The organism is Corynebacterium imitans (assembly GCF_000739455.1).
Taxonomy (GTDB): domain Bacteria; phylum Actinomycetota; class Actinomycetes; order Mycobacteriales; family Mycobacteriaceae; genus Corynebacterium; species Corynebacterium imitans.
This window is the reverse complement of sequence record NZ_CP009211.1, coordinates 1,560,721-1,585,169: the sequence shown is the minus strand read 5'-3', so window position 1 is coordinate 1,585,169 and position 24,449 is coordinate 1,560,721. Positions and strand designations below refer to the sequence as shown.

Below are 24,449 nucleotides of genomic sequence, written 5' to 3'. Positions count from 1 at the left end.
TAGGGTGGTGGGCATGGCTTTTCCTACACCTGAGCAGCTGGGCGCGCTGGTCGCGCCGATTGCCCGCAACCATGAGCTGGACGTTGAACAGATCCGCGCGGTGCGCGCTGGCAAGAAATCGCAGGTGATCATCGCGCTCGACGGTGATACGCCCCCGACCTTAGATGAGTTGGAGGTCGTCTCCAACGAGCTCAGCGAGCTTTTCGACGCCCACGAGGACGCCGGCGACCTCAACTTCGGTGCCGGCTACACCCTCGAGGTGACCACCCCGGGCGTGGACATGCCACTGACCGAGCCGCGCCACTGGCGGCGCAACCGCGGCCGCGCCGTGGCGCTTCTCGACGCCGACGGCAAGAAAGAACTGTGGCGCATCGGCGCGCTCGACGAGACGGAAACCCGTGTTGCGCTGATCGAGCGCGGGGCGAAAGTGCCTGCGGTGCAGGCCCGGTTGGTTTCCGAAATGCCCAAGGCAGTGGTAGAAATTGAATTTAAAGCGCCGCCGGCGGCCGAGCAGGAGCTGGTAGACGCACCGTTCGACGAAGTAGTAGACGCGTAAGCCCAACAGGCTTACCTGGGAGGAAGACAAGTGAATATTGACTTGAACGCGCTCAAAGTGATTGAGGACAAGCAGGGTATCGAGGTCGATGACCTGTTGACCACCATTGCGAGCGCGCTGTTGTTTGCATACCTGGATTACCGCGAGGTGGATCCAGGTGAAAACACCAAGTCACGCGTGGACATCGACCCGGACACCGGCGATGTGCACGTCATGGTCAGCGAGCTCGACGCCGAGGGCGAAGTGATCTCCGAGTACGATGCCACGCCGGTCAACTTCTCCCGCATTGGTGCGCCCGCAGTTCGTGACGCGATCAAGCGCCGCCTGCGCGAGGTGGAGGCCGGGCGCGTCTACACCGAGTACTCCGAGTTTGAGGGCCGCGTCGTCTCCGGCGTGGTGCAGCGCGACGCGAACGCGGAGGCTCGAGGGCTGACGATCGTGCAGCTAGGCACCGAGGCCGACCCGCAGGACGGCATCCTGCTGCCTGCGGAGCAGATCCCGGGCGAGCGGCTCACCCACGGCGACCGCGTGAAGGCCTACGTGGTGGGCGTGAACAAGGGGGAGCGCAACGTGCAGGTCAACCTGTCGCGCACGCACCCTGAGCTGGTTCGCGGCCTGTTCGCGCTCGAGGTGCCGGAGGTGGAGGACGGCTCGGTGGAGATCATCGCGATCGCGCGTGAGGCGGGCCACCGCTCCAAGGTGGCGGTGCGCGCCACCGTCAAGGGTGTCAACGCGAAGGGTGCCTGCATTGGGCCGCGCGGCTCGCGTGTGTCCAATGTCATGAAGGAGCTCGGCGGCGAGAAAATCGACATTATTGACTACTCGGATAACCCCGCGACCTACGTGGGCAACTCGCTGGCACCGTCGAAGGTGATCAAGGTCGAGGTGCTCGACGAGGAAGCCCAGGCGGCGCGCGTGACCGTGCCGGATTACCAGCTCTCGCTGGCGATTGGCAAGGAAGGGCAGAACGCCCGCCTCGCCGCGCGACTGACGGGCTGGAAGATTGATATCCACTCCGACGCGGCCACGGACTAGATATGCCTAAGCGGCTGCAAAAATGACACCGGTGTGAGCCGGTGTCGGCCCCGCTGAGCTTAGGAAGTATTTTTTAGCGCGGTTTTGGCGTAGGCTAGTACACGGCTTAATTCCCGCGTGCCGTGTCATGTACGTGCCGGTGCAGTAGCGGGTGTCTGGCCGGTGAGCTACCGCGAGGCGAAAAGGAAGGTGCTGGATGAGTGATGCGCGCAAGCGTCCCATCCGTACCCGTACCTGTATCGCCACGCGTGAGGCACTGCCAGATACGCGCCTGCTGCGGCTCGTGCAAGACCCGGACGTTCCCGGCCGCATTGTGGCCGACCCAGCCCGGAAGTTGCCGGGCAGGGGAGCGTGGATCACACCCACGCGGGACGCACTCGAGCTGGCGGAACAGCGGCGTGCCTTTGCGCGCGCTTTCCGTCTGTCCACTCCGGTGGACCTAGGTCATGTACACACGTACCTCGCCACACAGGCGAAAGACCCAACGCAAGTAAGGAAGACCGAACACTGATGAGTACACAACCGTGAAGCAGCATCAGCGATGAAAGTCATTGACCACGTCTAGGGGTCGGTACCCGTAACCGGGCACCGCGCTCCTAGCACAAACTACAAGGAGACACGTGCCCGGAAAGTTACGAGTACACGAGCTTGCGAAGAAGCTTGGAGTTACGAGTAAGGAACTGCTCGCCACGCTCAAGGAGCAGGGCGAGTTTGTAAAGACCGCCTCGTCGACGATTGAGTCGCCGGTTGTGCGGAAGATGACCGCGTTCTACGAAGCAAAGAACGAAGGACAGAGCGCGGACAACGAGCCGAAGGAAGACAAGACTGCGAAGCCTGCGGCGCCGAAGCCCGGCCAGGCCGCGAAGCCCGCGGCGCCGAAGCCCGGCCAGGCTGCCAAGCCTGCGGCGCCGAAGCCCGGCCAGGCCGCGAAGCCTGCCGCGCCGAAGCCGGGGCAGGCCGCCAAGCCCGCGGCACCGAAGCCCGGCCAAGCCGCCAAGCCTGCCGCGCCGAAGCCGGGTCAGGCTGCCAAGCCGGCTGCACCCAAGCCCGGCCAAGCTCCGAAGCCTGGCCAGGCCGCGAAGAAGGACGCCCCGACGCCTGGTTCGATGCCGCGTCCGAAGGCAAAGCCGGGTGGTCGCCCGAAGGTAGCGAACAACCCATTTTCCTCGAACACTTCCGCACCGCGCCCGGCCCCGCGTCCCGGCGGCGGCCGCGGTGGTCAGAACCAGGGCGGCGGCCGTGGCCGCGGCCAGGGTGGACCACGCCCGGGGCAGGGCTCCCAGGGCCAGGGCGCACCGCGTCCAGGCGGCAACCGCTCCGGTGGTGGACGTCGTCCGTCGCCGGCCGATATGGCGGCAGCGCCTTCGCCGAAGCAGATGCCGGCAAAGGCTGCCGGTTCCCGCGGCGGTCGCAACGGTGGCGGCGGTCGTGGCCGTGGTGGCGGTCCGGGTGGTCCGCCGCGCGGTGGCGGCTTCCGCGGACGCGGCGGTCGTCGTGGCGGTACCGCAGGTGCATTCGGGCGTCCGGGTGGCGCACCGGGGCGTCGTCGCAAGTCGAAGGGCCAGAAGAGGGCCGAATATGAGGAGATGCACAAGCCGAACGTAATCGGTGGCGTGCGTCTGCCTGACGGCGACGGCAAGACGGTTCGCCTGCGTCAGGGCGCGACCCTGTCGGATCTGGCGGAGAAGATCAACACCGATGCATCCTCCCTGGTCCAGGCGTTGTTTAACCTGGGTGAGATGGTCACGGCTACGCAGTCGGTCTCCGAGGAGACGCTGCAGCTTTTGGGTGCCGAGATCAACTACGAGGTGCAGATCGTCTCTCCGGAGGATGAGGATCGCGAGCTGCTCGAGTCCTTCGACCTGCAGTTCGGCGAGGACGAGGGCGGCGAAGAGGCGCTCGAGCAGCGCCCGCCGGTGGTGTCCGTCATGGGCCACGTCGACCACGGTAAGACTCGCTTGCTGGACTCGATCCGCAAGGCAAACGTGGGCCGCGGCGAGGCCGGCGGCATTACCCAGGGCATCGGCGCCTACCAGACTGAGGTAGAGCTCGACGGCCAGCAGCGCAAGATCACCTTCCTGGATACCCCGGGCCACGAGGCGTTTACCGCCATGCGTGCCCGCGGTGCGAAGTCCACGGACTTGGCCATCCTGGTCGTGGCCGCGGACGACGGTGTCATGCCGCAGACCGTGGAGGCGATCAACCACGCCAAGGCGGCTGATCTGCCGATCGTGGTTGCCGTGAACAAGGTGGATAAGCCGGAGGCACAGCCGGACAAGATCCGTGGTCAGCTCACCGAGTACGGCCTGATCCCGGAGGAGTACGGCGGCGACACCATGTTCATCGACATCTCGGCCAAGCAGGGCACGGGTATCGACGATCTGCTGGAAGCCGTCCTGCTCACCGCCGATGCGGCACTTGAGCTGACGGCTAACCCGGACATGGACGCACAGGGTGTGGCCATCGAGTCCCACCTGGACCGCGGCCGCGGCCCGGTATCCACCGTCATTGTCCAGCGCGGTACGCTGCGCGTCGGCGAATCCATTGTGGTGGGCGGCAACTTCGGCCGCGTGCGCCGCATGGTCGACGAGTGGGGCAACGACGTGGAAGAAGCTGGTCCGTCCCGTCCTGTCCAGGTCCAGGGCCTCAACGGTGTCCCCGGCCCGGGCGATAACCTGCTCGTGGTCGAGGACGACCGCGTGGCGCGCCAGATCGCGGCGCAGCGTGACGCGCGTCAGCGTGCCGCCATGCAGGCGCGCACGAAGAAGCGCGTGTCCCTGGAGAACCTGGATCAGGCGCTCAAGGAGACCAACCAGCTCAACCTCATCCTCAAGGGCGACAACGCCGGTTCGGTGGAGGCCCTGGAGGAGGCACTGCTCAAGATCGAGGTGGACGACGAGGTGGAGGTGAACATCATCGACCGTGGCGTCGGTGCTGTCACCCAGACCAACGTGGTGCTCGCTGCCGCATCCGATGCGGTCATCGTCGCCTTCAACGTCCGCGCCGAGGGTAAGGCCACCGAGGAGGCCAACAACGAGGGCGTGGACATCCGCTACTACTCGGTCATCTACGACGTGATCGATCAGGTGGAGGCAGCGCTCAAGGGCATGCTCAAGCCGATCTACGAGGAGCGCGAGATGGGTGCCGCGGAGATCCGCCAGATCTTCAAGGCGTCCGCCGTCGGCCTCATCGCGGGCTGCATGGTTACCGAGGGCAAGGTCAAGCGCGGCGCGAAGGTGCGCCTGGTGCGCGACGGCAACGTCATTACTCCGGACGCGACGATCGAGTCGCTGCGCCGCGAGAAGGACGACGTCACCGAGGTAGCCAAGGGCTACGAGTGCGGTATGGTGCTGTCGTACCCGGATATCCAGGTCGACGACCAGATTCAGGTCTACGAGATGGTCGAGGTCCCGCGCGACTAGGCGGGATTATTCGCCGGCTCCATACGGTTGGCGTGAGTAGACACGAAAAGCGGTGCCCCCTTCCCGGCTTTGTGCCGGGGCGGGGGCGCTGTGGCGTCGATAAGCAGTGCAAGCGTCTAAACTTGAAAGGACGCTGACGAGACACAAGGAGATGATGACATGGCTGACAACCCGCGCGCGCAACGCTTGGCGAAGCAGATTCACGCGATTGTTGCTTCCGCGATCGAGCGAGAGGTCAAAGACCGGAGGTTGGAGCTGGTCACCGTCACCGATGTCCGCGTGACCGGCGACCTGCACGACGCGACCGTCTACTACACGGTGCGCGGCCGCGAGATCGATGATGAGCCGGATTACGAGCAAGCCGCGGAGGCGCTGCACCGCGCCCGCGGTCAGCTGCGCAAGATCGTCGGGGACCAGCTCTCCGTGCGCTTTACGCCGACGCTCGCCTTCGAGCTCGACACCGTGCCGGAGGCCTCCGCGCGGATGGAGGAGCTGCTCAACCGTGCGCGCGCCCGCGACGAGGAGACCGCGCGCCTGCGCGAGGGCGCGAAGCCGGCCGGCGAGGACAACCCGTACAAGACGGACGGGGATAGCGGCGCAGGGACTGGCGCGTAAATGGGCGCACTGTTCCCGGGCGCGGAAGCACAGTTCACCGAGATCGCCGAGGTACTGCGCGCGGCGAAGAAGGTCTCGGTGGTCGCGCACATCAAGCCGGACGCGGATGCGGTTGGCTCGGCGTGCGGTCTGACTGCTGGGCTGCGCTCGCTGGGTATCGACGCGCACGTGTTCATCGGCCAGACCTACCCGCACCCCGAGAACCTGCTTACGGTTCCCGGGGTCGAGGAGATCACCTACGGCGGCCAACTGCCGGAGGACGGGCTCGTGGTCACGGTGGATTGTGCGTCGGTGGACCGCACTGGGCTGTTCCGTACGCAGATCGCAGACGATCCCTCGCGCGTGGTGGTGATTGACCACCACGAGACGAACCCGGCGTTCGGCGCGCACAACCTTATCGTGGACTCGGAGTCCACCACGACGATTATCCGCGAGCTCTTCGACTACCTGAGCGTGGAACTCAACCACGACATGGCGTACTGCCTGTACGCGGGCCTGGTCACCGACACGGGGAACTTCCGCTGGGGCACGCCGCGCATGCACCAGCTGGCGGGCGAGCTGATGGGCTACGGCCTTGATACGCGCCAGATTTCCCTGGAATTGACGGACAAGGCCAGCGCGCGAGACCTACAGATCATGGGCGGGGTGCTCGCCGATTTGCAGAACTTCCGCGAGGAAGGACTCAAGCTCAGCGTCTTTACCATCCGGGCGGAGGCGCTGGCGCGAATGAGCCAGACCACCGTGGAGGCGATCATCGATTACGCCCGCGCGCTCGAGGGCACTGATGTGGGCATGGTGCTCAAGCAGAATGGGCCGAAGCGCTGGGCGGTGTCGCTGCGCTCGAGCGTGATCGACGTGTCCAAGCTCGCGCAGCGTTTCGGTGGCGGCGGGCACGTCCCGGCGGCAGGGTATACCGCGCACGGCTCGCAGGATATGGTGGTGCGCGACCTGATCGCGGCGCTGCCGACTCGTGAGGAGCGCGCCGCGCACTAGGGCGGCGGGCAGAGCCCGAAGCCCGTGAAGATTTGTACCGCACTCAACTTAAAGTAGAAGGAGCGTGCGCGTGGCAGCGAAGTCCACAGCACATTCATCGACTCATTCGCAGGCGAACCGGAGGCCGGAGGTCAGCGCGCGCACCATCCTGGGGCTCGCGCTGCCGGCGCTCGGTGTGCTCGCGGCCAACCCGCTCTACCTGCTGCTGGATACCGCGGTGGTGGGCCGTTTGGGCACCGCGCAGCTGGCGGCGCTGGCCGCCGGCACCACGATCCAGTCGACGGTGACCACCCAGTTGACCTTTTTGTCCTACGGCACCACCGCACGCAGTTCCCGGCTCTTCGGGGCGGGCAAGCGCGACGCCGCGGTCGCCGAGGGTGTGCAGGCGACCTGGGTTGCGGTGCTGGTTGGCCTATGCCTGGCCACGATCATCTGGCTGTTTGCAGAGCCGATCGCGTTCGCGCTGACCAACGACCATGCCACGGCGGCGCAGGCCGCGACCTGGATGCATGTGGCCGCGATTGCCATCCCGCTGACGCTGATCATCATGGCGGGCAACGGCTGGATGCGCGGAATTCAAAATACCCGCCTGCCTTTCCTGCTTACGCTGTGCGGCTTGGTGCCTGGCGCGCTCATTCTGCCGATGCTGGTGCACCGCTTCGGGCTGGTCGGCTCGGCGGTGGCCAACGTGATCGGGATGGGGATTACTGCCACACTCTTCCTCGTGGTGCTCATCCGCGAGCACAAGGGATCCTGGGCACCACGCTGGGCAGTCATGCGCGATCAGCTAGTGCTCGGCCGCGACTTGATCCTGCGCTCGCTGTCCTTCCAGATCTCCTTCCTGGCGGCGGCCGCTGTCGCCGGCCGCTTCGGCGTGGCCACGCTCGCCGCCCACCAGATTCTGCTGCAGTTGTGGAACTTCCTCACGCTCGTGCTCGATTCGATGGCGATCGCCGCGCAGACCCTCACCGGCGCCTCGCTGGGCAAGGGGCGCGTCGCCGAGGCGCGCTCAGTGGGCGCGCAGGCTACCCGCTTCTCGGTCGGCTTCGGGGTGGTGCTCGCCACGATCTTCGCGCTTTTCGACGCCCCACTGAAGTCCATCTTCACCCGCGACGGTTCCGTCCTCGACGCCCTGGTTATCCCGTGGTGGCTGCTCATCGCCATGATTCTTGTGGGCGGCGTGGTCTTCGCCCTCGACGGCGTGCTGCTGGGGGCCTCGGACGCGGCGTTTTTGCGTAACCTGACGATCGTGTCCGTGCTCGGTGCGTTCCTGCCGATTACGTTGCTTTCCGTCACCTTCGGCTGGGGGCTGACCGGCATCTGGGCAGGCCACCTCGCCTCGGTGGTGCTGCGCCTGGTGGGCGTGGTGATCCGTTTCCGTGGGGATAAGTGGGCGCGGACTGGGGCGACCGCGCGGGCGTCGTAAAGCGGCAGAAAGAGAGGAGCCGAGAATGAGCACCACACTGTGGGCCGTGAGCGATCTGCACGCGGCCGTAAAACGCAACGGGCCCAAGATCGACGCCATCCAACCGCGCGACCCCTCCGACTGGCTGATCGTGGCCGGCGACGTCGCGGAACGACTGGACCTGATCGTGCGGGTGATGGAGCAGCTGGCGCAGCGCTTCGACACGGTGATCTGGGCACCGGGTAACCACGAGCTCTTCTCGCGCTCGGCGGATCGCTACCGCGGCCGCGACAAATACACGGCGCTGGTGCAGGCTATGCGCGAAATCGGCGTGATCACGCCGGAGGATCCGTACCCGCAGTTTGGCGGCGTGACCATCGCCCCGCTGTTCACCCTCTACGACTACTCTTTCCGTGGCGCGAACATGACGGTGGAGGAGGCGATCGAGGCCGCGCACGAGAAGAACATCGTGATGACGGACCAGTTCGCCATCGCCTCGTTTGTCGACGTCCGCGCGTGGTGCTGGGATCGACTCGCCTACACCACTAAGCGCCTGTCCCGCATCAGCGGGCCGACGATTTTGATCAACCACTGGCCGCTTGTGCAGGAGCCGACGCTGCGCATGCAGTGGTCAGAAATCGCCCTGTGGTGCGGCACCAGGCACACGCGCTCCTGGCCGAAGCGGTACAACGCGCAGGCTGTGATCTACGGGCACCTGCACATGCCCGGGGTAATGGAGATCGATGGCATTGAGCACATCGAGGTCTCTCTGGGTTACCCACGCGAGTGGGAGCGCTTCCCACGCCGCCACCCCTTCCCGTACCCGGTGATGGAGGTGGGAGCGTAAATGCAGAACCTGGCACTGTTTCCGCCTGAGGCGCGCTTTGTCTACCTGCGCACCGACGGCGGCAACGACTTGAGCAAGTACGAAAACCTCCTGCCGAGCGAGCAGGCACAGGTCAGCTGCGCGGTTGATCTGCGCAAGGGCGAGTTTGGCGACGCCCGCTGGTGCGCCCACGAAGCACTCAAAGAACTCGGCTGTGAAAACGCCGGGGCCATCCTGCGCGGGGAGAAGGGGATGCCGCTGTGGCCGGAGGGCTACACCGGTTCGCTGACGCACACTACCGGCTTCCGCGCGGCGGTGGCTGCGCCGACCAGGTGGGTGCGCTCCATGGGCCTGGACGCAGAGCTCGCCCAGCCGCTTCCCGAGGGCGTGCTGGACGCGATTACCCGCGGCGAGGAGTACGAGATGGTGCGCGGGATGCAAGACGCGGGCATGGAGTGGGCCGACAGGCTGCTGTTCTGCGCGAAGGAGGCAACCTACAAGTGCTGGTTCCCGATGACGCGGCGCTTCCTCGACTTCGACGAAGCGGACATCTGCCTGCGCCCGGACGGCACCTTCGTTTCCTACATCTTGGCCCGGCCTACGCCCAGGCCCATGTTTGAGGGGCGCTGGGTGGTGGGCGACGGCTACGTGATCGCTTCGGCGTTCGTGCGCTAGCGCAGCACTAGCAGAGTGCTAGCAGAGTACTAGCCCAGCGTCGCCGGTCGCGCGACGAACACGGTGGCCAGGCGCTTGCCCTGCTCCTTGACTAAGGCCACCACACGCCCGTCGGGGCCCTTCGCCGCGTGGACGCCGTCGAGCCCACGGGGTTCAAGCCACTTGCCGAGCGCGAGCGCCTCGTACTCGTTGGCGGTGACCTCGAGCACGGGCCAGGCGCGCAGCTGCGCCTCGTCCAGGGTGAGCGAGAGGGCGGGGGAGTCTTGGAGGGTTGCCAACGGCGTGGCGGCGGCAAGCGAAAAGGCACCGACGGACTCGCGGCGTAGCTGGGTGAGGTGGCCGCCAACGCCGAGCGCGGCGCCGAGGTCGCGGGCGAGCGCGCGGATGTAGGTGCCCGAGGAGCAGTGGACGCGCACGTCGACGTCGATAAACGGGCCCTCGCGGCGGATCTCACCGATGTCGAAACTGAAGACGGTGACCGGGCGGGCCGGGATGTCCACTTCCTTGCCCTCGCGGACGAGTTCGTGGGCGCGCTTGCCGTCGATCTTGATAGCGGAGACCGCGGTAGGTTTCTGCATGATTTCGCCGGTAAGCGCATCGATTTCGGCCTTGAGCTGCGCATCCGTGATTGCGGAGGTGTCGTGCGTGGCGGTGACTTCGCCCTCGGCGTCGTCGGTGGTGGTGGACTGGCCGAGCCGGATCGTGGCGGCGTACGCCTTGTCGTTGGCTACCAGGTGGGCGAGCAGCTTGGTGCCGCGCTCGATGCCGACGACAAGCACGCCGGTGGCCATCGGGTCGAGCGTGCCGGCATGGCCCACCTTGCGGGTGGAAAAGGCGCGGCGCAGCTTGGCGACGACATCGTGGCTCGTCATGCCTGCAGGCTTGTCTACCACGACGATTCCGGAGGTTGCGAGGGGATCTGTCATGGTTTTCAAGTATGCCGTACGCTATTGCGCGTGGATATTTTGCACGGGCTTTCAGACGTTCCCGAACACCTCACTGAAGGCGGCAGCGTAGTCACCATCGGCGTGTTCGACGGGGTGCACCGGGGCCACCAGCTGCTCATCACCACAGCGGTGGAAAAGGCGAAAGCGCAGGGCGTGCCGAGCGTCGTGATGACCTTCGACCCGCACCCGGTGGCAGTCTTCGCCCCGGAGCGCGCCCCGCTGGCCCTACTGAGCTTGGAAGAGCGCGCCCGCCAGATCGAGGCGCTGGGCGTGGACTACCTGCTGGTCATCGACTTCCGCAAGGAACTCGCCGGCGACAGCACCGAGCACTACGTCACCGGGGTGCTGCAGGGCACGCTCGGCGCGCGTGAGGTCGTCGTCGGCGAGAACTTCACCTTCGGCAAGGACGCCGCAGGCACCGCACAGACGATGGCGCAGCTGGGGGAGCGCTTCGGGCTCGAGGTCACCATCGTGCAGCTGCTTAACGACGGCGACGTGCGCATCTGCTCCACCGCCATCCGCGACGAACTCACCGCCGGCAACATCAGCGTGGCCACCGACTACATGGGCAGGCCATTTTCAGTGATCTCCACCATCGAGCGCGGCGCGGGCCGCGGCGGCCGCGAGCTGGGCTACCCGACGGCAAACCAGTACGTCGAGGACGTCTCCGCGCTGCCCGCCGACGGGGTCTACGCCGGCTGGCTGACCATCATCGATACCGCACCGATCGACGGCGATGTGAAACCGGGCGTGCGCTACCCGGCCGCGATCTCGGTAGGCACCAACCCGACGTTTGGGGATACCCGCCGCAGCGTGGAGTCTTATATTTTGGACCGCGACGCGGATCTCTACGACCGCATGGCGCGCGTGGAGTTCGTGGACAAAGTCCGCGACATGTTGAAGTTCAACTCGGTCGAGGAGCTGCTGGAGAACATGGCGCGTGACGTCGAGCGCACGCGCGAGATCCTCGGCGTGAACTAGCATGTCGTAGAAGCCCCTTTGAAGGCAGCGAAAGGACTCCAACTCATGGCACGCAAGCTCATCTTGGATCTAGACACCGGCATCGACGACGCGCTGGCGCTCGCCTACGCGCTCGGCTCCGAGGACGCCGAGCTGATCGGCGTGACATGTACCTACGGCAATGTGACGGTGGAGCAGTCCGTGCGCAACACGCTTGCGCTGTTGGAGCTGTTCGGACGCACCGACGTGCCGGTCTTTGCAGGCCCCGACCACGCCCGAGCCAAGGACTCCTTTGCAGTCCAGGAAATCTCCGCGTTCATCCACGGCACAAACGGCATCGGCGAGGTGGACATTCCGGATGCCGCACGCGGGGTAGAGGAGACCTCGGCGGTGGACTTCCTTATCGACTCGGTGGAGGCTTACGGCGATGACCTGGTGATCGTGCCCACCGGCCCGTCGACCACGATTGCGGCTGCGATCGAGGCCTCCAACGTCTTCCGCGAGAGCGCCCGCATCGTGATGATGGGCGGCGCGCTGGCCGTGCCCGGCAACGTCAACGCCTGGACGGAGGCGAACATCAACCAGGACCCAGAAGCCACCGACCTGATGTTCCGCAGCCTGCGCGACGTCACCATGATCGGTCTCGACGTCACGCTCCAGACGCTGTTGACGCGGAAAGAGACCGCGCAGTGGGAAGCGCTCGGCACGCGCGGCGGTGACTTCCTCGCGGCCGCCACCAACTACTACATCAACGCGTATAAGACGACCTCCCCGCACCTGGGCGGGTGCGGGCTGCACGACCCGCTCGCGGTCGCGGTCGCGCTTGACCCGAGCTTGGTGGACACCCTCGGGATCAACATGAAGGTCGACACCGAGGGACCGACCCGCGGGCGCACCATCGGCGAAGAGACGCGCCTGAACGACCCGGATAAGCACGCCGCTGTGGCCGTGCGCGTGGACACCGCGCGTTTCCTCGAGGAGTTCATGCACCGGCTGACCACTTTGGCTTCTGCTACTGCGGTCGTGTAAGCTTTCTCGAGGTCTTGCGCCAATCGACTGCGGTTCGCGGCAGTTGCGGTGCAGTACAAGACTTTTGATCTAGAGCGCGAACTGAAATACCAAGGAGCATACTCATGGCACTGTCCACTGAGAAGAAGGCTGAGATCCTCAAGGAGTTCGGCGTCCACGAGACCGACACCGGTTCCCCGGAGGCACAGGTTGCGCTGCTGACCGAGCGCATCAACAACCTGACCGAGCACCTGAAGGACCACAAGCACGATCACCACTCCCGTCGTGGTCTGCTGCTGCTGGTCGGCCGCCGTCGTGGCCTGCTGCAGTACCTGCGCGAGAACAACGTTGAGCGCTACCGCGACCTCATCGCTCGCCTCGGCCTGCGTCGCTAAGCGACTGCGCACCTTTTACCCGCCGCACCCAGCTTCCTGGGGCGGCGGGTTTTGCGTTTCCGCGAGATCTGAAGCTGCAATACGTGCAGGTGCTGGTAGGATGTGTGCCGTTGCAAGAGAACGCGATACCCGGCGGCACCGATGACCGCCTTGTCAAGACCCAAGGAGAGGGATCTTTTGAGCAGCTTTACCCCCAAAAACTCGTACGACGTCCACGTCGATGAGGAGTTTGGCATCACCGAAGCCGTTGCCACCCTGGACAACGGTGACTTCGGTACCCGCACCATCCGTTTCGAGACGGGCCAGCTGGCCCGCCAGGCTGACGGCTCGGTGACCACCTACCTGGACGAGGACACGATGATGCTGGCCACCACCACCGCATCGAACCAGCCTCGCGAGGGTTTCGATTTCTTCCCGCTCACCGTTGACGTCGAAGAGCGCATGTACGCCGCGGGCCGTATCCCCGGCTCGTTCTTCCGCCGCGAGGGCCGCCCGTCCACGCAGGCGATCCTGGCTTGCCGCCTGATTGACCGCCCGCTGCGCCCCACCTTTGCCAAGGGCCTGCGCAACGAGGTGCAGTGCGTGATCACCGTGCTGTCGATGGCACCGGACGAGTACTACGACGTTGTCGCCATCAACGGCGCATCCGCCGCGACCCAGCTGTCCGGCCTGCCGGTCTCCGGCCCGGTCGGTGGCGTGCGCATGGCGCTGATTGCCGACGATAAGCACCCGCAGGGCCAGTGGGTCGCCTTCCCGAACGCGGCGCAGCACGAGCGCGCCCTGTTCGAGATGGTCGTTGCCGGCCGCATGGTTGAGCGCAAGGATGGCAAAAAGACTCGCGAAGATGTGGCCATCATGATGGTTGAGGCCGGCGCCGGCGTGAACGTGGTCAAGCTGGTCAAGGACGGGTTCCCCGCACCGACCGAGTCCACCGTCGCCGAGGGCCTGGAGGCGGCGAAGCCGTACATCCGCACTCTGGCCAAGGCACAGGCTGACCTGGCCGCCGAGGTAGGCAAGGAGACGAAGGAGTTTACCCTCTTCCCGCCGTACTCTGACAAGGTCTACGAGCAGGTGGAGAAGAAGGCCGCCAAGAAGCTGGGCAAGATCATGACGATCAAGTCCAAGGCGGAGCGCGAGGATGCCTCCAACGCCTACATGGAGGAAATCGAGGAGTCGCTGCTGGACAAGTTCGACGTGGACGAGGATGACCAGGAATACGCCGCCACCTCGAAGGAGATCCGCGCCGCCTACAACGCAGTGCAGAAGAAGATCGTGCGTGAGAAGATCCTGAAGGAGGGCTTCCGCATCGACGGCCGTGGTGTCAACGACATTCGCGACCTGGAGGTCGAGGTCGAGTTGATCCCGCGCGCCCACGGCTCTGCACTCTTTGAGCGCGGCGAGACCCAGATCCTCGGCGTGACCACCCTGGACATGCTGAAGATGGAGCAGCACATCGACTCCCTGCACCCGGAGGATTCGAAGCGCTACATCCACCACTACAACTTCCCGCCGTACTCCACCGGCGAGACCGGCCGCGTCGGTTCGCCGAAGCGCCGCGAGATTGGCCACGGCGCACTCGCAGAGCGCGCGCTGCTGCCGGTCATTCCCACCAAGGAGGACTTCCCGTACACCATCCGCCAGGTCTCTGAGGCGCTGGGCTCCAACGGCTCGACCTCGATGGGCTCGGTCTGCGCGTCTACGCTGTCGCTGTACAACGCGGGCGTGCCGCTGGCCGCACCGGTGGCCGGCATCGCCATGGGCCTGGTCTCTGGCGAGGTTGACGGCAAGACCGAGTACGTCGCACTGACCGACATCTTGGGTGCCGAGGACGCCTTCGGCGACATGGACTTCAAGGTCGCAGGTACCAGCGAGTTCATCACCGCGCTGCAGCTGGACACCAAGCTCGACGGTATCCCGTCCGACGTCCTGGCCGCAGCCCTGGACCAGGCTTACGAGGCACGCGAGACCATCCTGGAGACGATGGCCGAGGTCATCGAGGGGCCGGATGAGATGAACCCGCTTGCGCCGAAGATCACCACTGTCACCGTCCCGGTGAACAAGATCGGCGAGGTCATCGGCCCGAAGGGCAAGATGATCAACTCCATCACGGAGGAGACCGGCGCCGACATCACCATTGAGGACGACGGCACGATCTACGTCTCCGCAACCGAGGGCTCGGCAGCGGACGCAGCGATTGAGAAGATCAACGCGATTGCGAACCCGCAGATGCCCAAGGTGGGCGAGCGTTACCTGGGCACGGTGGTCAAGACCGTCGCCTTCGGCGCATTCGTTTCCATCCTGCCGGGTACTGACGGCCTGATCCACATCTCCAACCTGGGCGGCAACACCCGTGTGGAGAAGGTTGAAGACGTGATCAACGTGGGCGACAAGGTCGAGGTGGAAATCCGCGACATTGATAACCGCGGCAAGATCTCCCTGGTTCCCGTGGAGGACTAATCCTCACTGCCTACGAGCGATAGTGAAAATGCCTCCCGCAACTTCGGTGTTGCGGGAGGCGTTTTCTCGTGCGCGCGTGCGCGTACGCGCTAGGGGAGGAAGCGCAGCTTCTTGCCCAGGTTTAGCGCGGTGCTGAGCAGCGTGCCGTAGTACCTGCGCGGCAGCTGGGCCGGCCCGCGCATCGGCATGATGCGCTGCTCGGAGATGTTCTTCGGCTCCGTGTACTTGGTCAGCCCCTCGGCACCGTGGCGGCGGGACAGCCCGGACTGCTTCACGCCGCCAAGCGGGGTGGAGATGGCAGCCCAGGTGGACGCGTAGCCGTCGTTGATGGTGACGCTGCCGGACTCGATGCGCCTCGCCAGCGCCCACGCGGTCTTCGGCGCACCGAAGACAGAGGCGTTGAGCCCGTAGTCGAGCGAGTTGGCCAGCTCGACGGCCTCGTCCATGTCGCGGACGCGCTGGACATAGACCACCGGACCGAAGACCTCCTGGGTTTCCAGGTCGGTGTCCGGGCCCAGGTCGGTCAAGATAGTGGGGGCGAAGTGGTACGGGCCGACGTCCGGGCGGGCCTTGCCACCGGTGATGAGGGTGGCACCCTTGGAAAGCGCGTCGTCGACAAATGCTTGGACCCGGTCGAGTTGATCCTGGTTGATGAGCGAGCCCATCTCGTAATCCCAGTTCAGCCCGGAGCCCAGGGTGATGGACTCGGTGGCCTTGCGGAAGGCGTCGATGAAGCGGTCGAAGATGGCGTCGGGCACGTAGATGCGCTCGATGGACACGCACAGCTGGCCGGAGTTGGAGAAGCAGGCGGTGGCGATGGTGTTGGCGTGCTTCTCAATGTCCGCGTCCGGCGCGATGAGCATTGCGTTCTTGCCGCCCAGCTCCGCCGAGTAGCCTACGAGACGCTCGCCGACAGTCTCGCCGAGGATCTTGCCGGTCTGGGTCGAACCGGTGAACATGAGGTAGTCGCATTGCGTGGAGATCGCGGCACCGACTTGTCGGCCGGAACCGGTGACGATCTGGAATAGTTCGCGCGGCAGGCCTGCCTCGATGAGGAAGTGCAGCGCGATGAGGTTGGAAAATGGGGTCTGCCAGTCCGGCTTTGCGACGATACCGTTTCCGGCGATAAGCGCTGCGATCGCGTCGGACACGCCGAGAGCGAGCGGGTAGTTCCACGGGCTGATCTGGCCGACGATGCCCTTGGGCACGCGCTGCTCGACCGTCTTGGAAATCAGCGGAAAGGCACCGGCACGTTTGGTGTCGGAAAGCAGGGCTTCCGCCTTGTTGCAGTAGTAGCGGGCGTTGTTGAGGACGTCGAGTACTTCGTCGAACGCTGCGGTGCGGTCCTTGCCGGTCTCTAACTGGACGACGTCTGCCAGCAGATCCTGGTTGCGGTAGACCAGGTCGTGGAAGCGGGAGAGCACTGCGACGCGCTCGCCGATCTCACGTGCAGCCCACTGCTTTTGGGCTACGCGGGCTCGACGGAAGGCTTCGTCGACATCAGCTTCGGTGCCGACGCCGACCCAGCCGATGGGCTCGTCGACAAACGGGGAAGTCACTTCTTGGCGCTCGCCGTTGTAGAGCGAGCCGGTGGCGTGGTTGGTGGTGAGGTTGAGCAGCATCTCGAGGAAGTGCTCCGGCAGCGGTTGTGCCTTCAGGCGCCGAATTGGCATGGGAAATTCTCCAATAAAAAGTTGCTGTGTGCAAGGACTCACGCCCCAGGTTGCGGGTGTGCGAACCTGGGGCGTGGGGTACTGAGGTGCGGGATTAGAACGGGCAGCCTGCGGCGCGGCGTGCTGCGGCACCGCCGTCCTCGTTGCCCTTCTCGCCGGGCTCACGCGCGGCGACAGTAATGCCGTCGGCAGCCTTGAGCTCTTCCTCCGGGTCGCCGCCGTTGTTGTACGGCGCGATGTTGCGCGGCTCCTTGTACTTGCCCTCGATCATGCCGTGCTTGATCATCTGGGAGCGGCCCGGCTCCATGTAGCGCTTGTCCTCGGGCAGGATCTCGAAGACCTTCTTCACCAGCTTGGCGATGCGGTCAAAGCGCTTCTGGTCCTTCTTGGTCCACTCCAGGTCCAGGATGCGGCGTTCCTTCTCAGGCAGGGTGCCGTAGGTAAGCCAAATGACCGGGCGCATGATCGGCTTCCAAATGACCTTCCACACCTTCAGCGGCACGCCTTCCGGCGGGGTGATCATCTCTTCGCGCGCGGTACGCAGTGCGAAGTCGACTGTCTCGTTGCGCTCGAGCACCGTGTCGACCATCTCGTCCATGTAGGCCATCAGGTCGTCGTAGTTGTCGATGACGGGGCGCTCAGACATCTCGTACTTGTCCCACCAGGTCACGCCCTCGCGGACAATCTGGTCCTTCTCCTCGTGGGTGAACGGGGTGCCGAAAAGCTCCTGGGCGTAGATCACGCGGTAGACGAAGGTGGCGTGCGCCCACCAGAAGGTCTCCGGGTTCATGGAGTGGTAGCGCTCGCCGTTGCGCAGCTTGCCCTTAATGGTGGTGTGGTAGTCACGGATATTCTTGGACAGCCCCTCATCGTCGTAGATAGACATGATGATCTGCGGGGTGGAGCGCTCCAGGCGGGCAAAGGGCTCGTCGAAGAACTTGGAGTGATCCAGCAGCGACTGGCCGATCGCCGGGTGCATGTTCTGCATAATGCCCGTGTAGCCGCGGAGTAGCTGGATGCGGTTGTCGGAGCCCCACTTCCACAGAAGGGAATCCGGGCCGAGGGGCGAGCGGCGGATTTCGCGCTTGCCGCCCTTGGGCTTGTCGGCGGAAACTGGAGTAGCCATCAGCTGCCTCTTTCCATGTGCTAGTCGACATCACGATTGATATGTGAACAATAGCACAATAGTTGCGGCCGTGGGAAATGGCCCACACTGTTTTCGAAACGAAAATATTACCCATACCTCATTATCGGTACTGCGAGTAGCGGGGAGGGTGTGCTGCCGAGGAGCGGCACCTGTCGCGGGGATTGGCACGCCTTCGAGGGTTCGGCGCGTCGTGAAAGCGCCACGCACGCGCCCGGAGTGTGGAAGGATCACTGGATGTGCCACACATGCGCGAGTGTGTTGGTGTGCGCCACCTAAAGCGTGGTAGCGTGTGGCAGATCATACTCGATTGTGTCGTTTCAGACGCTTCGCCAGTCTTTGGAGCTGGCGCGGTTTGCCCACAACGTGCGTGAAACGGAAGTGAGCAGGAGCTTTACGTTCACGGTTTCCCATTGATGAAAGGTAGATCCCATGGGGAAATTCAACTGGAAGAAGACCGCGGTCGCGCTGACCGCGGGGCTGGCCGCCTTTGGCGCGACCGGCGTGGCGGTGGCCCAGGGCGGGTTAACCGCAAATCTCGCCCTGTCCGGGACCTTCTTTAAGGTGAGCATGACTCACCTCGAAGGTGAAGAATTTGCCCTGTTCGTGGACAGTGAGCAGATGAAAGAGGATGACACGATCCCCGTCGCCCGCCTGAAGTTCGGCCACGCGTACGCGTCGAACCTCTGTCTGTCCGCTACCTTGCCGGATCTGCCCATGGTGGGGGAGGGCACGCTCGCCCTGCGCGCCAAGGGCGACAATAGCGTTGAGGTACGCAACCTCGTTGTGGGCGCCAACGACATTAAGGGCGCGCTGCAGCTTACCGACGCCAGCGTGGGCATCGATGCCAAGCAGGTCGTCCCGCAGGCGTCCCCCGGTTCTTGGGGTCTGCACTCGAGCAAGGTGACCCTGAGCGCCGACGACATCACCACCACCTCCGTCGGCGCGGAGTACCTGTCCGCCTCCGGCGTCGGTGTGACCGTGGAGAGGGGACGTGAGAATGCCTGCGGCCTCTGATCCGAAAGAACCGCAAGACTCGCTTGACGACGGGGCGTCGACAAGCACTGCTGAAACCGCCGAACTTGAACGAGTCGAGGTGGAGGACGGCGAGGAGCAGCTGACCACTGCCCAGCGCTTCAAGCGGTGGCGCCGCAACCGGCCCTTCATTCCCGGCCTGCTCATGATGATCTCCGGGTTTGTCATCGCTGCGCCCGCCTATATTACGGTGCAGCTTTCTGACATCCTGGTGATGATTTCTACGGTCTCCGGCGTCTCGACGCTGCTGATCGGCGTGCTGATGTTCATGTTTGGGCTGGGCTGCTGGCTGCAGCCGGCGACCGCCGTCTACCTCGGCGTGCTTGCCATTATTGTGGCCGTGGTGGCGCTGCCCACCTCGAACCTCGGCGGTTTTGTCGTCGGCTCGCTCTTCGGGATTGTGGGCGGCTCGCTCGCGCTCGGCTGGGAACCTGAAGAGGGCGAAGGTTCGGATACGCCGAAGAAGAAGCGCGCGAAGAAGAAACGTGTCAAGGAAGCCGAACCGAAAGACGAAGAAGAGGACTTCGACCCCTTTGCAGAGGAAGCGTTCGATGGCGCAGAGCCGGAGCAGGAGGAAGGCCGCGGCGGGAGCACTCGCCTGGGCGGCTCGACGCTGAACTCGATTGTCGCGCTCGCAACTGCCACGGCTCTGGTCGGCCTCGTGCTCGGCGACGCGCAGACGGTGTCCGCCCAGGAGACCGCACGTAAAGTCGCGCAACCGGCGCCGGCGGTGCAGCTCCCGCAGCTACCGACCCCGCAGCTCGAGCTCCCGCAGCTTCCCGACGTGCCGTTGCCCTCCCTCAACGTACCCCCGCCACCAGGCGCAGGGCAGCCGTCGGAACGTCCGAGTGCACAGGCAACGACGACGAGCCAGACCACACCGGCGCCGAGCCCCACTCCGGGCCCAGAAGTCGGCGCGAGGGCCGCGGGCCCGCTCGCACCCGCGGCGACTCCAGCTACGGTGACCGCTGATAAAGTCACCATCACCGGCAACGTGCACGCCACCTTGGACTACGTCAACGTCGCAGGCACGCCCACGCGCGCGCTGATTCTGACCGGCGATCGCCTCGTCGGCCGCAACCTGGGACTGCAGATCCCCGGCTTTGGCGGCGGGGCGAAGCTGAGCACCGGCAACGTGGACACCAAGGTAATCGACGGCCCGGTGAAGATCGTCGCTACCGGGCTCACCGCCACCCCGGCGGTGCGTGACGTGCGCACGATCCCGGTAACCGTGAACCTGAATGGCGACATCAACTCGGTGTTGGATCAGCTCGGCGTACCAGAGCGTCACCCGGTACCGAACATGGAGATCCCCGACATGCTGATGAAGGAGATCTCCCTGACCGGCGTGACCATGGAGATGGTCGCGCTCTACGGCAAGAACTTCGACGCGCCGTCGGTGCGCCTCACCGTTCCCTAAACGGGGATGGACTGTAAGGCTGACGGTCTGTAGGGCCCGGCAGCTGCTGCCACGGTGTAGTACATCGTGGGAGCGGCTGGCCGGGTCTTTTGCTGTGTCCACTGGCTTCCGGGCGGCGTTGGTCTAAACGTTGGTCTATATGGAGCTAGCTCCGTTTGGGGTTGTCAGTATTGCACGACCTGGGGATTTGTGACCGGGATTGAGCCAAATGGAGCTAGCTCCGTTTAGGACACATTTAGGGCACCGCGCAACGGCAGCTCGAAGCGCTACGCCACCCCCACCGGACCCACGCAAAAGCGCCAGGCCCGCGGGAACGCGGAACCTGGCGCTGAAAGCCGCGGTCAAGGCCTCCTAGTAGTGGAAACCGCCCTCGGCTTCTGCCTTCTCGAAGGCGCGCGAGGCGATCGGCACCATGCGGGCCTTGCGTGGCAGGACGGAGAAGACCAGGCGGGTGCCAGTGGACAGTGCCTTGAGGCGACGGGCGTCGGACTTGGTCCACTCCCAGCCCAACTTGTCGCGCAGCTTGTCCGGGATCATGCCGATGGCAACCCACAGGAGCAGCTTGGACACGTAGGGGGCGATCGGCTTCCACGCCCACTTCGGCACAGACGGGTCCGGGGTGTCCAGGGTCAGGCCGTTGATGATGCGGGAGCGATCGATGGTCTCGCTGGGACCCAGCTTGTCAATCATCGCGTCCATGTACTCGACGTACTCGTCGTAAGTCTTCGGCGCATCGTCCGGCTCGGCAACACCGTAGAAGCTGTACCAGGTGCGGCACTCCTGGAAGAGCTGCTCCTTTTCGGTGCGGGTCATATCCGGCATGAAGTTGCCTGCGAGCAGGTACGGCATGGACACGAAGGTGGCGTGTGCCCAGTAGTAGACCTCTGGGTTCAGCGAGTGGTAGCGCGAGCCATCCGGGTGGGTGCCCTTGATGTCCTTGTGGAAGTCGCGGATCATGGCACCGACCTCGGGGCCCTCGTAGACTGCGCGGATGATCGGGAAGGCGGATCGGACGAGGCGTGCGACCTCGTTGTCGAACACGTTGGACTGCTGTACCAGCGAGCGGCTGATGTCGCGCTGTGCGATCTGCAGCACGCCAGCGGACAGGGCAACGAAAGCGGAGCGCCAGTCACCGAAGCGGTTCCACAGGATCGAGTCGGGGCCGAGCTCGGGCAGGCCCGCAGCCGGTGCGGCGATGTCGGTGACCGGGTCTGCCGCTGCTGCGGTGTCATTCGTTTCGTTCTTTGGTGGGTGAACGGTAGTCATCATGTCTCCTTGAAGAAGCGGTGTAAGTTCTAGCCGACGTGGGTGCGGGCGGACTTACGGGCCTCGTCCGCGTAGTTGGAAGCGCGCTGGAATGTGTGTACGGCCGGGTCGAATTCGGAAAGTTTGGAGCGGATACCACGCACGGCACCGGGCTGGACCAACCACTTGTCGCGCTTGACAGAAAGCGCGCCCGGGCCGCGGATCTCCAGCTGACGTGCGTAGCGGCGGGCGTAGTCGCCGCGGGCCTCAAACACGGCCAGCGGGTGGCGCTTGAGTGCGCGGTCGGTGGGGAAGGGGCCGTCGACAAACAGGGCGTTCGGCAGGCCAACAACCTCGGCACCGTAGTGGAGGTAAAGGTCGTCGGCGGCGATGTTTGGCCGGCCCGGCACCTCGATCCAGGGGGAGGCCTCGCCGGTGGCGCGGATGAGGATGTCGAAGCGTTCGGTATCGGTCGTGCCGTCGGCACCGCTGAAAGTGACTTCCCACTGGCCTTCGCCCTCATTAAACGCGGCTTTGGTCACGGTGGTGTTCGCGCGGAACTGTGCGCCGCCGGCGTTGACGGCGGCCGCGAGGTGGCGGGCAGCGGAGGCGGCGGAGCCGTCCACCTTGGTCACCTTCAAATACGGGGTGCGGTAGCGGAAGTGCTTGGATACCGGCTCCGCGTCCGGGGCGGTGAGGTGGCCGCCGATCTGGCTGCGCATATCGAACAGGGTGGTGTCGAAGCCGGAGAACGAGCATTCGGCGGCAGCGGTGGCACCGGCCGGGCCGGCACCGATGACGGCCACGGTCGGTCGCCTGTATGGGTCAAACATGTGCGTTGCCTTTCACAGTCGGCGCGAGCTAACGCCGACGAGAAGAAGTCTGGATGAATTGATGTAGATAATAGCGGACGATACGCAGCAATAGCGCTCACTTGCAAATTATTATGTGGCCCACGTTACCAATTCGGCAATATGGTGCGCAGAGACAACAAAAGCGGGCATGCGGGATACTCCGCATGCCCGCTTCTCGCAGGGTCGAAAGCTCTCGGGAAGGCTAGGTGGCGTCGATATCCACCACGATGCGCGTTGGGTTTTCCAGCGTGAAGACGTGGAAGCCGCGCTTTCGATCAAGCCCGATAAAGAACTGCGAATCCGCCTCGAAAATGGAGGCGAGATACACGTCTTGCACACTGCGAGTCGACACACCCTTGGAGCCGATCTGGGTAATCGGCGCGTCCGTGCGCATCATGTCGCCTGCGGTCCCTTGCACGATCAGCTCGAGGTGCGCGGTACCCGGCACCTGCATCGGGTTACCCGAGGCCTGCTGCCGCGGCGTGTCCGCGTAGCCAGCCAGGTAGCTAGGCATGCCGGTGCCCGCGTACTCAAACACGACTCTGTCGTAGCCCTCGTGCTGGCCGACGCGGATATCCTGCAGCGTCAGATCAGCGGGCTGCGGCTGGGCCACACGCACGTCCTCGACTTTGAAGGGGCTGCTCGCGCTCGCCATGCGCTGGGGCTTCTCGCTTGTCGACGCCCCCTCGTCCCCCGCAGCCGCCGTAGTAGTCTCACTCGGCGTGCTCGTCACAGCCTCCGTGGAAGTGGTTGTCTCGGTAGAGGAGGGGGCAGTGGTGGCGTCGCCAGAATCGGCGCTCTGTCCGCACGCGGTAAGTGCGAGCGCGGAGGCGCACAGCACGCCGACAAGCGTAACGGCAGGGTGCGGACGAGACTGGTGGTGCGTGTGAGTCATGCTTTAAGTATATGGGCACCAAGCTTTGCGGTGGCTGGAGCCTGCGTGCGCCCGGTGCGGTGCGCCTGCCGCCCGCGGGCTAAAGTTGCCAGCAACGAGTAACAAGACAAGGCTGTAGAAGGAGTGCACCATGACTGCGAAGGCTGTGAAAGTTGGCGTCCTCGGCGCGAAGGGGCGTGTGGGTACTGCCGTTGTCGCTGGGGTGAACAAGGCGGAGGATTTGGAGCTCGTCGCCGAGGTTGATCGCGGCGACAGGCTTGACGTGCTGGTGGATAACGGCGCAGAGGTCATCGTGGACTTCACCACCCCCGCCTCGGTGATGGACAACTTGGAGTTCTGCATTACCCACGGCATCCACTGCGTGGTTGGCACTACCGGTTTTGACGACGAGCGCTACGCACAGGTGCGTTCCTGGCTGGAAAAGCACCCAGAGGTCGGCGTGCTCATCGCCCCGAATTTCGCCATTTCCGCAGTGCTGACCATGGCGTTCGCGCGCCAGGCCGCGCCGTTCTTCGAGTCTGCAGAGGTCGTCGAGCTGCACCACCCGAACAAACTGGATGCGCCGTCTGGCACTGCGGTCAAGACCGCGCAGGGCATCGCGGAAGCGCGCAGGGAGGCGGACATGGCCCCGATGCCGGATGCGACCGAACAGCAGCTCGACGGCGCGCGCGGCGCGGACGTCGACGGGGTCAAAGTCCACGCCGTGCGCATGCAAGGCATGGTCGCGCACGAGGAGGTCATCTTCGGCACGCTGGATCAGTCGCTGACCATCCGGCAGGACTCCTACGGACGTGATTCCTTCGTGCCGGGCGTGCTCACCGGCGTGCGCCAGGTCGCCGAGCACCCAGGCCTGACGGTCGGCTTGGACGCCTACCTGGGGCTGTAGGCA

At 64.9% G+C, this 24,449-nt stretch carries 22 protein-coding genes; 16 read left to right on the top strand and 6 right to left on the bottom strand.

The window, feature by feature from the left end:
* Positions 1-13: 13 nt before the first annotated feature.
* The 9 genes from rimP (at position 14) to CIMIT_RS07405 (ending at position 9,527) form a co-directional block, all read left to right on the top strand.
* Complete coding sequence (rimP, locus tag CIMIT_RS07445; RefSeq protein ID WP_038594461.1) at positions 14-556, top strand: ribosome maturation factor RimP; 543 nt, start codon at positions 14-16, stop codon at positions 554-556.
* Between the two features lie 30 nt (positions 557-586).
* Entirely contained in the window at positions 587-1,591 is a 1,005-nt protein-coding gene (gene nusA, locus CIMIT_RS07440; protein ID WP_038591183.1) for a transcription termination factor NusA, read from the top strand.
* Between the two features lie 196 nt (positions 1,592-1,787).
* Positions 1,788-2,102: a YlxR family protein gene (locus CIMIT_RS07435; protein WP_038591180.1), complete on the top strand. Its 315-nt coding sequence runs from the start codon at positions 1,788-1,790 to the stop codon at positions 2,100-2,102.
* 109 nt (positions 2,103-2,211) lie between these two features.
* Positions 2,212-5,013 (top strand): translation initiation factor IF-2, encoded by a 2,802-nt coding sequence (infB, locus tag CIMIT_RS07430; RefSeq protein WP_038591177.1) that lies wholly within the window; start codon positions 2,212-2,214, stop codon positions 5,011-5,013.
* Between the two features lie 159 nt (positions 5,014-5,172).
* Positions 5,173-5,628 (top strand): 30S ribosome-binding factor RbfA, encoded by a 456-nt coding sequence (gene rbfA, locus CIMIT_RS07425; protein ID WP_038591174.1) that lies wholly within the window; start codon positions 5,173-5,175, stop codon positions 5,626-5,628.
* Complete coding sequence (locus CIMIT_RS07420; protein ID WP_038591170.1) at positions 5,629-6,621, top strand: DHH family phosphoesterase; 993 nt, start codon at positions 5,629-5,631, stop codon at positions 6,619-6,621.
* Positions 6,622-6,691: 70 nt separating this feature from the next.
* Positions 6,692-8,047 carry an MATE family efflux transporter gene (locus CIMIT_RS07415; RefSeq protein WP_051904875.1) on the top strand — a complete coding sequence of 452 codons (1,356 nt, stop codon included), beginning with the start codon at positions 6,692-6,694 and terminating at the stop codon, positions 8,045-8,047.
* A 25-nt stretch (positions 8,048-8,072) separates the two neighbouring features.
* On the top strand, positions 8,073-8,873 hold the full coding sequence (locus CIMIT_RS07410; protein ID WP_038591165.1) for a metallophosphoesterase family protein: 801 nt from the start codon (positions 8,073-8,075) through the stop codon (positions 8,871-8,873).
* Positions 8,874-9,527, top strand: a complete 654-nt coding sequence (locus CIMIT_RS07405; RefSeq protein WP_038591162.1) for a 4'-phosphopantetheinyl transferase family protein — start codon at positions 8,874-8,876, stop codon at positions 9,525-9,527. It begins immediately after the preceding gene.
* 29 nt (positions 9,528-9,556) lie between these two features.
* On the opposite strand, the gene truB is transcribed toward CIMIT_RS07405, so the two are convergent.
* Positions 9,557-10,453, bottom strand: a complete 897-nt coding sequence (gene truB / locus CIMIT_RS07400; RefSeq protein ID WP_038591159.1) for a tRNA pseudouridine(55) synthase TruB — start codon at positions 10,451-10,453, stop codon at positions 9,557-9,559.
* Positions 10,454-10,483: 30 nt separating this feature from the next.
* Here truB and CIMIT_RS07395 point away from each other — a divergent pair, with 30 nt between their 5' ends.
* The 4 genes from CIMIT_RS07395 to CIMIT_RS07380 all read left to right on the top strand — a co-directional run bounded on the left by CIMIT_RS07395 (position 10,484) and on the right by CIMIT_RS07380 (position 15,294).
* Positions 10,484-11,455 carry a bifunctional riboflavin kinase/FAD synthetase gene (locus CIMIT_RS07395; protein WP_038591156.1) on the top strand — a complete coding sequence of 324 codons (972 nt, stop codon included), beginning with the start codon at positions 10,484-10,486 and terminating at the stop codon, positions 11,453-11,455.
* Between the two features lie 45 nt (positions 11,456-11,500).
* Positions 11,501-12,463 (top strand): nucleoside hydrolase, encoded by a 963-nt coding sequence (locus CIMIT_RS07390; RefSeq protein ID WP_038591153.1) that lies wholly within the window; start codon positions 11,501-11,503, stop codon positions 12,461-12,463.
* Positions 12,464-12,567: 104 nt separating this feature from the next.
* A complete protein-coding gene (gene rpsO, locus CIMIT_RS07385; RefSeq protein WP_038591150.1) occupies positions 12,568-12,837 on the top strand; it encodes a 30S ribosomal protein S15 in 270 nt (89 codons plus the stop codon).
* A 177-nt stretch (positions 12,838-13,014) separates the two neighbouring features.
* Positions 13,015-15,294 carry a polyribonucleotide nucleotidyltransferase gene (locus tag CIMIT_RS07380; RefSeq protein ID WP_407919531.1) on the top strand — a complete coding sequence of 760 codons (2,280 nt, stop codon included), beginning with the start codon at positions 13,015-13,017 and terminating at the stop codon, positions 15,292-15,294.
* 89 nt (positions 15,295-15,383) lie between these two features.
* Here CIMIT_RS07380 and CIMIT_RS07375 read toward each other — a convergent pair whose 3' ends face one another.
* Together CIMIT_RS07375 and CIMIT_RS07370 are read right to left on the bottom strand one after the other, a co-directional pair.
* On the bottom strand, positions 15,384-16,967 hold the full coding sequence (locus tag CIMIT_RS07375) for a succinic semialdehyde dehydrogenase (RefSeq protein ID WP_038591132.1): 1,584 nt from the start codon (positions 16,965-16,967) through the stop codon (positions 15,384-15,386).
* A gap of 94 nt (positions 16,968-17,061) precedes the next feature.
* The gene (locus CIMIT_RS07370; protein ID WP_051904874.1) at positions 17,062-18,093 is read right to left on the bottom strand and encodes an oxygenase MpaB family protein; all 1,032 of its coding nucleotides are present in this window, start codon (positions 18,091-18,093) and stop codon (positions 17,062-17,064) included.
* A 450-nt stretch (positions 18,094-18,543) separates the two neighbouring features.
* On the opposite strand from CIMIT_RS07370, the gene CIMIT_RS07365 reads away from it, so the two are divergent.
* Together CIMIT_RS07365 and CIMIT_RS12980 are read left to right on the top strand one after the other, a co-directional pair.
* Positions 18,544-19,128 carry a DUF6230 family protein gene (locus CIMIT_RS07365; RefSeq protein WP_038591129.1) on the top strand — a complete coding sequence of 195 codons (585 nt, stop codon included), beginning with the start codon at positions 18,544-18,546 and terminating at the stop codon, positions 19,126-19,128.
* Positions 19,112-20,566 (top strand): DUF6114 domain-containing protein, encoded by a 1,455-nt coding sequence (locus CIMIT_RS12980; RefSeq protein ID WP_231910374.1) that lies wholly within the window; start codon positions 19,112-19,114, stop codon positions 20,564-20,566. Before CIMIT_RS07365 ends, CIMIT_RS12980 begins: the two co-directional genes overlap by 17 nt.
* Positions 20,567-20,917: 351 nt before the next feature.
* Here CIMIT_RS12980 and CIMIT_RS07350 read toward each other — a convergent pair whose 3' ends face one another.
* The 3 genes from CIMIT_RS07350 to CIMIT_RS07340 all read right to left on the bottom strand — a co-directional run bounded on the left by CIMIT_RS07350 (position 20,918) and on the right by CIMIT_RS07340 (position 23,560).
* Entirely contained in the window at positions 20,918-21,832 is a 915-nt protein-coding gene (locus tag CIMIT_RS07350) for an oxygenase MpaB family protein (RefSeq protein WP_231910278.1), read from the bottom strand.
* Positions 21,833-21,861: 29 nt separating this feature from the next.
* Positions 21,862-22,644 (bottom strand): NAD(P)-binding protein, encoded by a 783-nt coding sequence (locus CIMIT_RS07345; protein WP_038591123.1) that lies wholly within the window; start codon positions 22,642-22,644, stop codon positions 21,862-21,864.
* Positions 22,645-22,867: 223 nt separating this feature from the next.
* Positions 22,868-23,560, bottom strand: coding sequence for an AMIN-like domain-containing (lipo)protein (locus CIMIT_RS07340; RefSeq protein WP_144311826.1), 693 nt, complete (start codon positions 23,558-23,560; stop codon positions 22,868-22,870).
* A 130-nt stretch (positions 23,561-23,690) separates the two neighbouring features.
* On the opposite strand from CIMIT_RS07340, the gene dapB reads away from it, so the two are divergent.
* Positions 23,691-24,446 carry a 4-hydroxy-tetrahydrodipicolinate reductase gene (gene dapB, locus CIMIT_RS07335; RefSeq protein WP_038591120.1) on the top strand — a complete coding sequence of 252 codons (756 nt, stop codon included), beginning with the start codon at positions 23,691-23,693 and terminating at the stop codon, positions 24,444-24,446.
* The last annotated feature ends 3 nt before the right edge of the window (positions 24,447-24,449 follow it).

What these genes read in the sequence shown, in the direction of transcription:
- CIMIT_RS07340 (WP_144311826.1), bottom strand. Translation starts at nt 23,560, where the DNA reads ATGACTCACACGCACCACCAGTCTCGTCCGCACCCTGCCGTTACGCTT.
- CIMIT_RS07365 (WP_038591129.1), top strand. Translation starts at nt 18,544, where the DNA reads ATGGGGAAATTCAACTGGAAGAAGACCGCGGTCGCGCTGACCGCGGGG.
- CIMIT_RS07390 (WP_038591153.1), top strand. Translation starts at nt 11,501, where the DNA reads ATGGCACGCAAGCTCATCTTGGATCTAGACACCGGCATCGACGACGCG.
- CIMIT_RS07370 (WP_051904874.1), bottom strand. Translation starts at nt 18,093, where the DNA reads ATGGCTACTCCAGTTTCCGCCGACAAGCCCAAGGGCGGCAAGCGCGAA.
- CIMIT_RS07350 (WP_231910278.1), bottom strand. Translation starts at nt 21,832, where the DNA reads ATGACTACCGTTCACCCACCAAAGAACGAAACGAATGACACCGCAGCA.
- CIMIT_RS07420 (WP_038591170.1), top strand. Translation starts at nt 5,629, where the DNA reads ATGGGCGCACTGTTCCCGGGCGCGGAAGCACAGTTCACCGAGATCGCC.
- CIMIT_RS12980 (WP_231910374.1), top strand. Translation starts at nt 19,112, where the DNA reads ATGCCTGCGGCCTCTGATCCGAAAGAACCGCAAGACTCGCTTGACGAC.
- CIMIT_RS07410 (WP_038591165.1), top strand. Translation starts at nt 8,073, where the DNA reads ATGAGCACCACACTGTGGGCCGTGAGCGATCTGCACGCGGCCGTAAAA.
- truB (WP_038591159.1), bottom strand. Translation starts at nt 10,453, where the DNA reads ATGACAGATCCCCTCGCAACCTCCGGAATCGTCGTGGTAGACAAGCCT.
- rimP (WP_038594461.1), top strand. Translation starts at nt 14, where the DNA reads ATGGCTTTTCCTACACCTGAGCAGCTGGGCGCGCTGGTCGCGCCGATT.
- rbfA (WP_038591174.1), top strand. Translation starts at nt 5,173, where the DNA reads ATGGCTGACAACCCGCGCGCGCAACGCTTGGCGAAGCAGATTCACGCG.
- CIMIT_RS07435 (WP_038591180.1), top strand. Translation starts at nt 1,788, where the DNA reads ATGAGTGATGCGCGCAAGCGTCCCATCCGTACCCGTACCTGTATCGCC.
- rpsO (WP_038591150.1), top strand. Translation starts at nt 12,568, where the DNA reads ATGGCACTGTCCACTGAGAAGAAGGCTGAGATCCTCAAGGAGTTCGGC.
- dapB (WP_038591120.1), top strand. Translation starts at nt 23,691, where the DNA reads ATGACTGCGAAGGCTGTGAAAGTTGGCGTCCTCGGCGCGAAGGGGCGT.
- CIMIT_RS07345 (WP_038591123.1), bottom strand. Translation starts at nt 22,644, where the DNA reads ATGTTTGACCCATACAGGCGACCGACCGTGGCCGTCATCGGTGCCGGC.
- CIMIT_RS07405 (WP_038591162.1), top strand. Translation starts at nt 8,874, where the DNA reads ATGCAGAACCTGGCACTGTTTCCGCCTGAGGCGCGCTTTGTCTACCTG.
- CIMIT_RS07375 (WP_038591132.1), bottom strand. Translation starts at nt 16,967, where the DNA reads ATGCCAATTCGGCGCCTGAAGGCACAACCGCTGCCGGAGCACTTCCTC.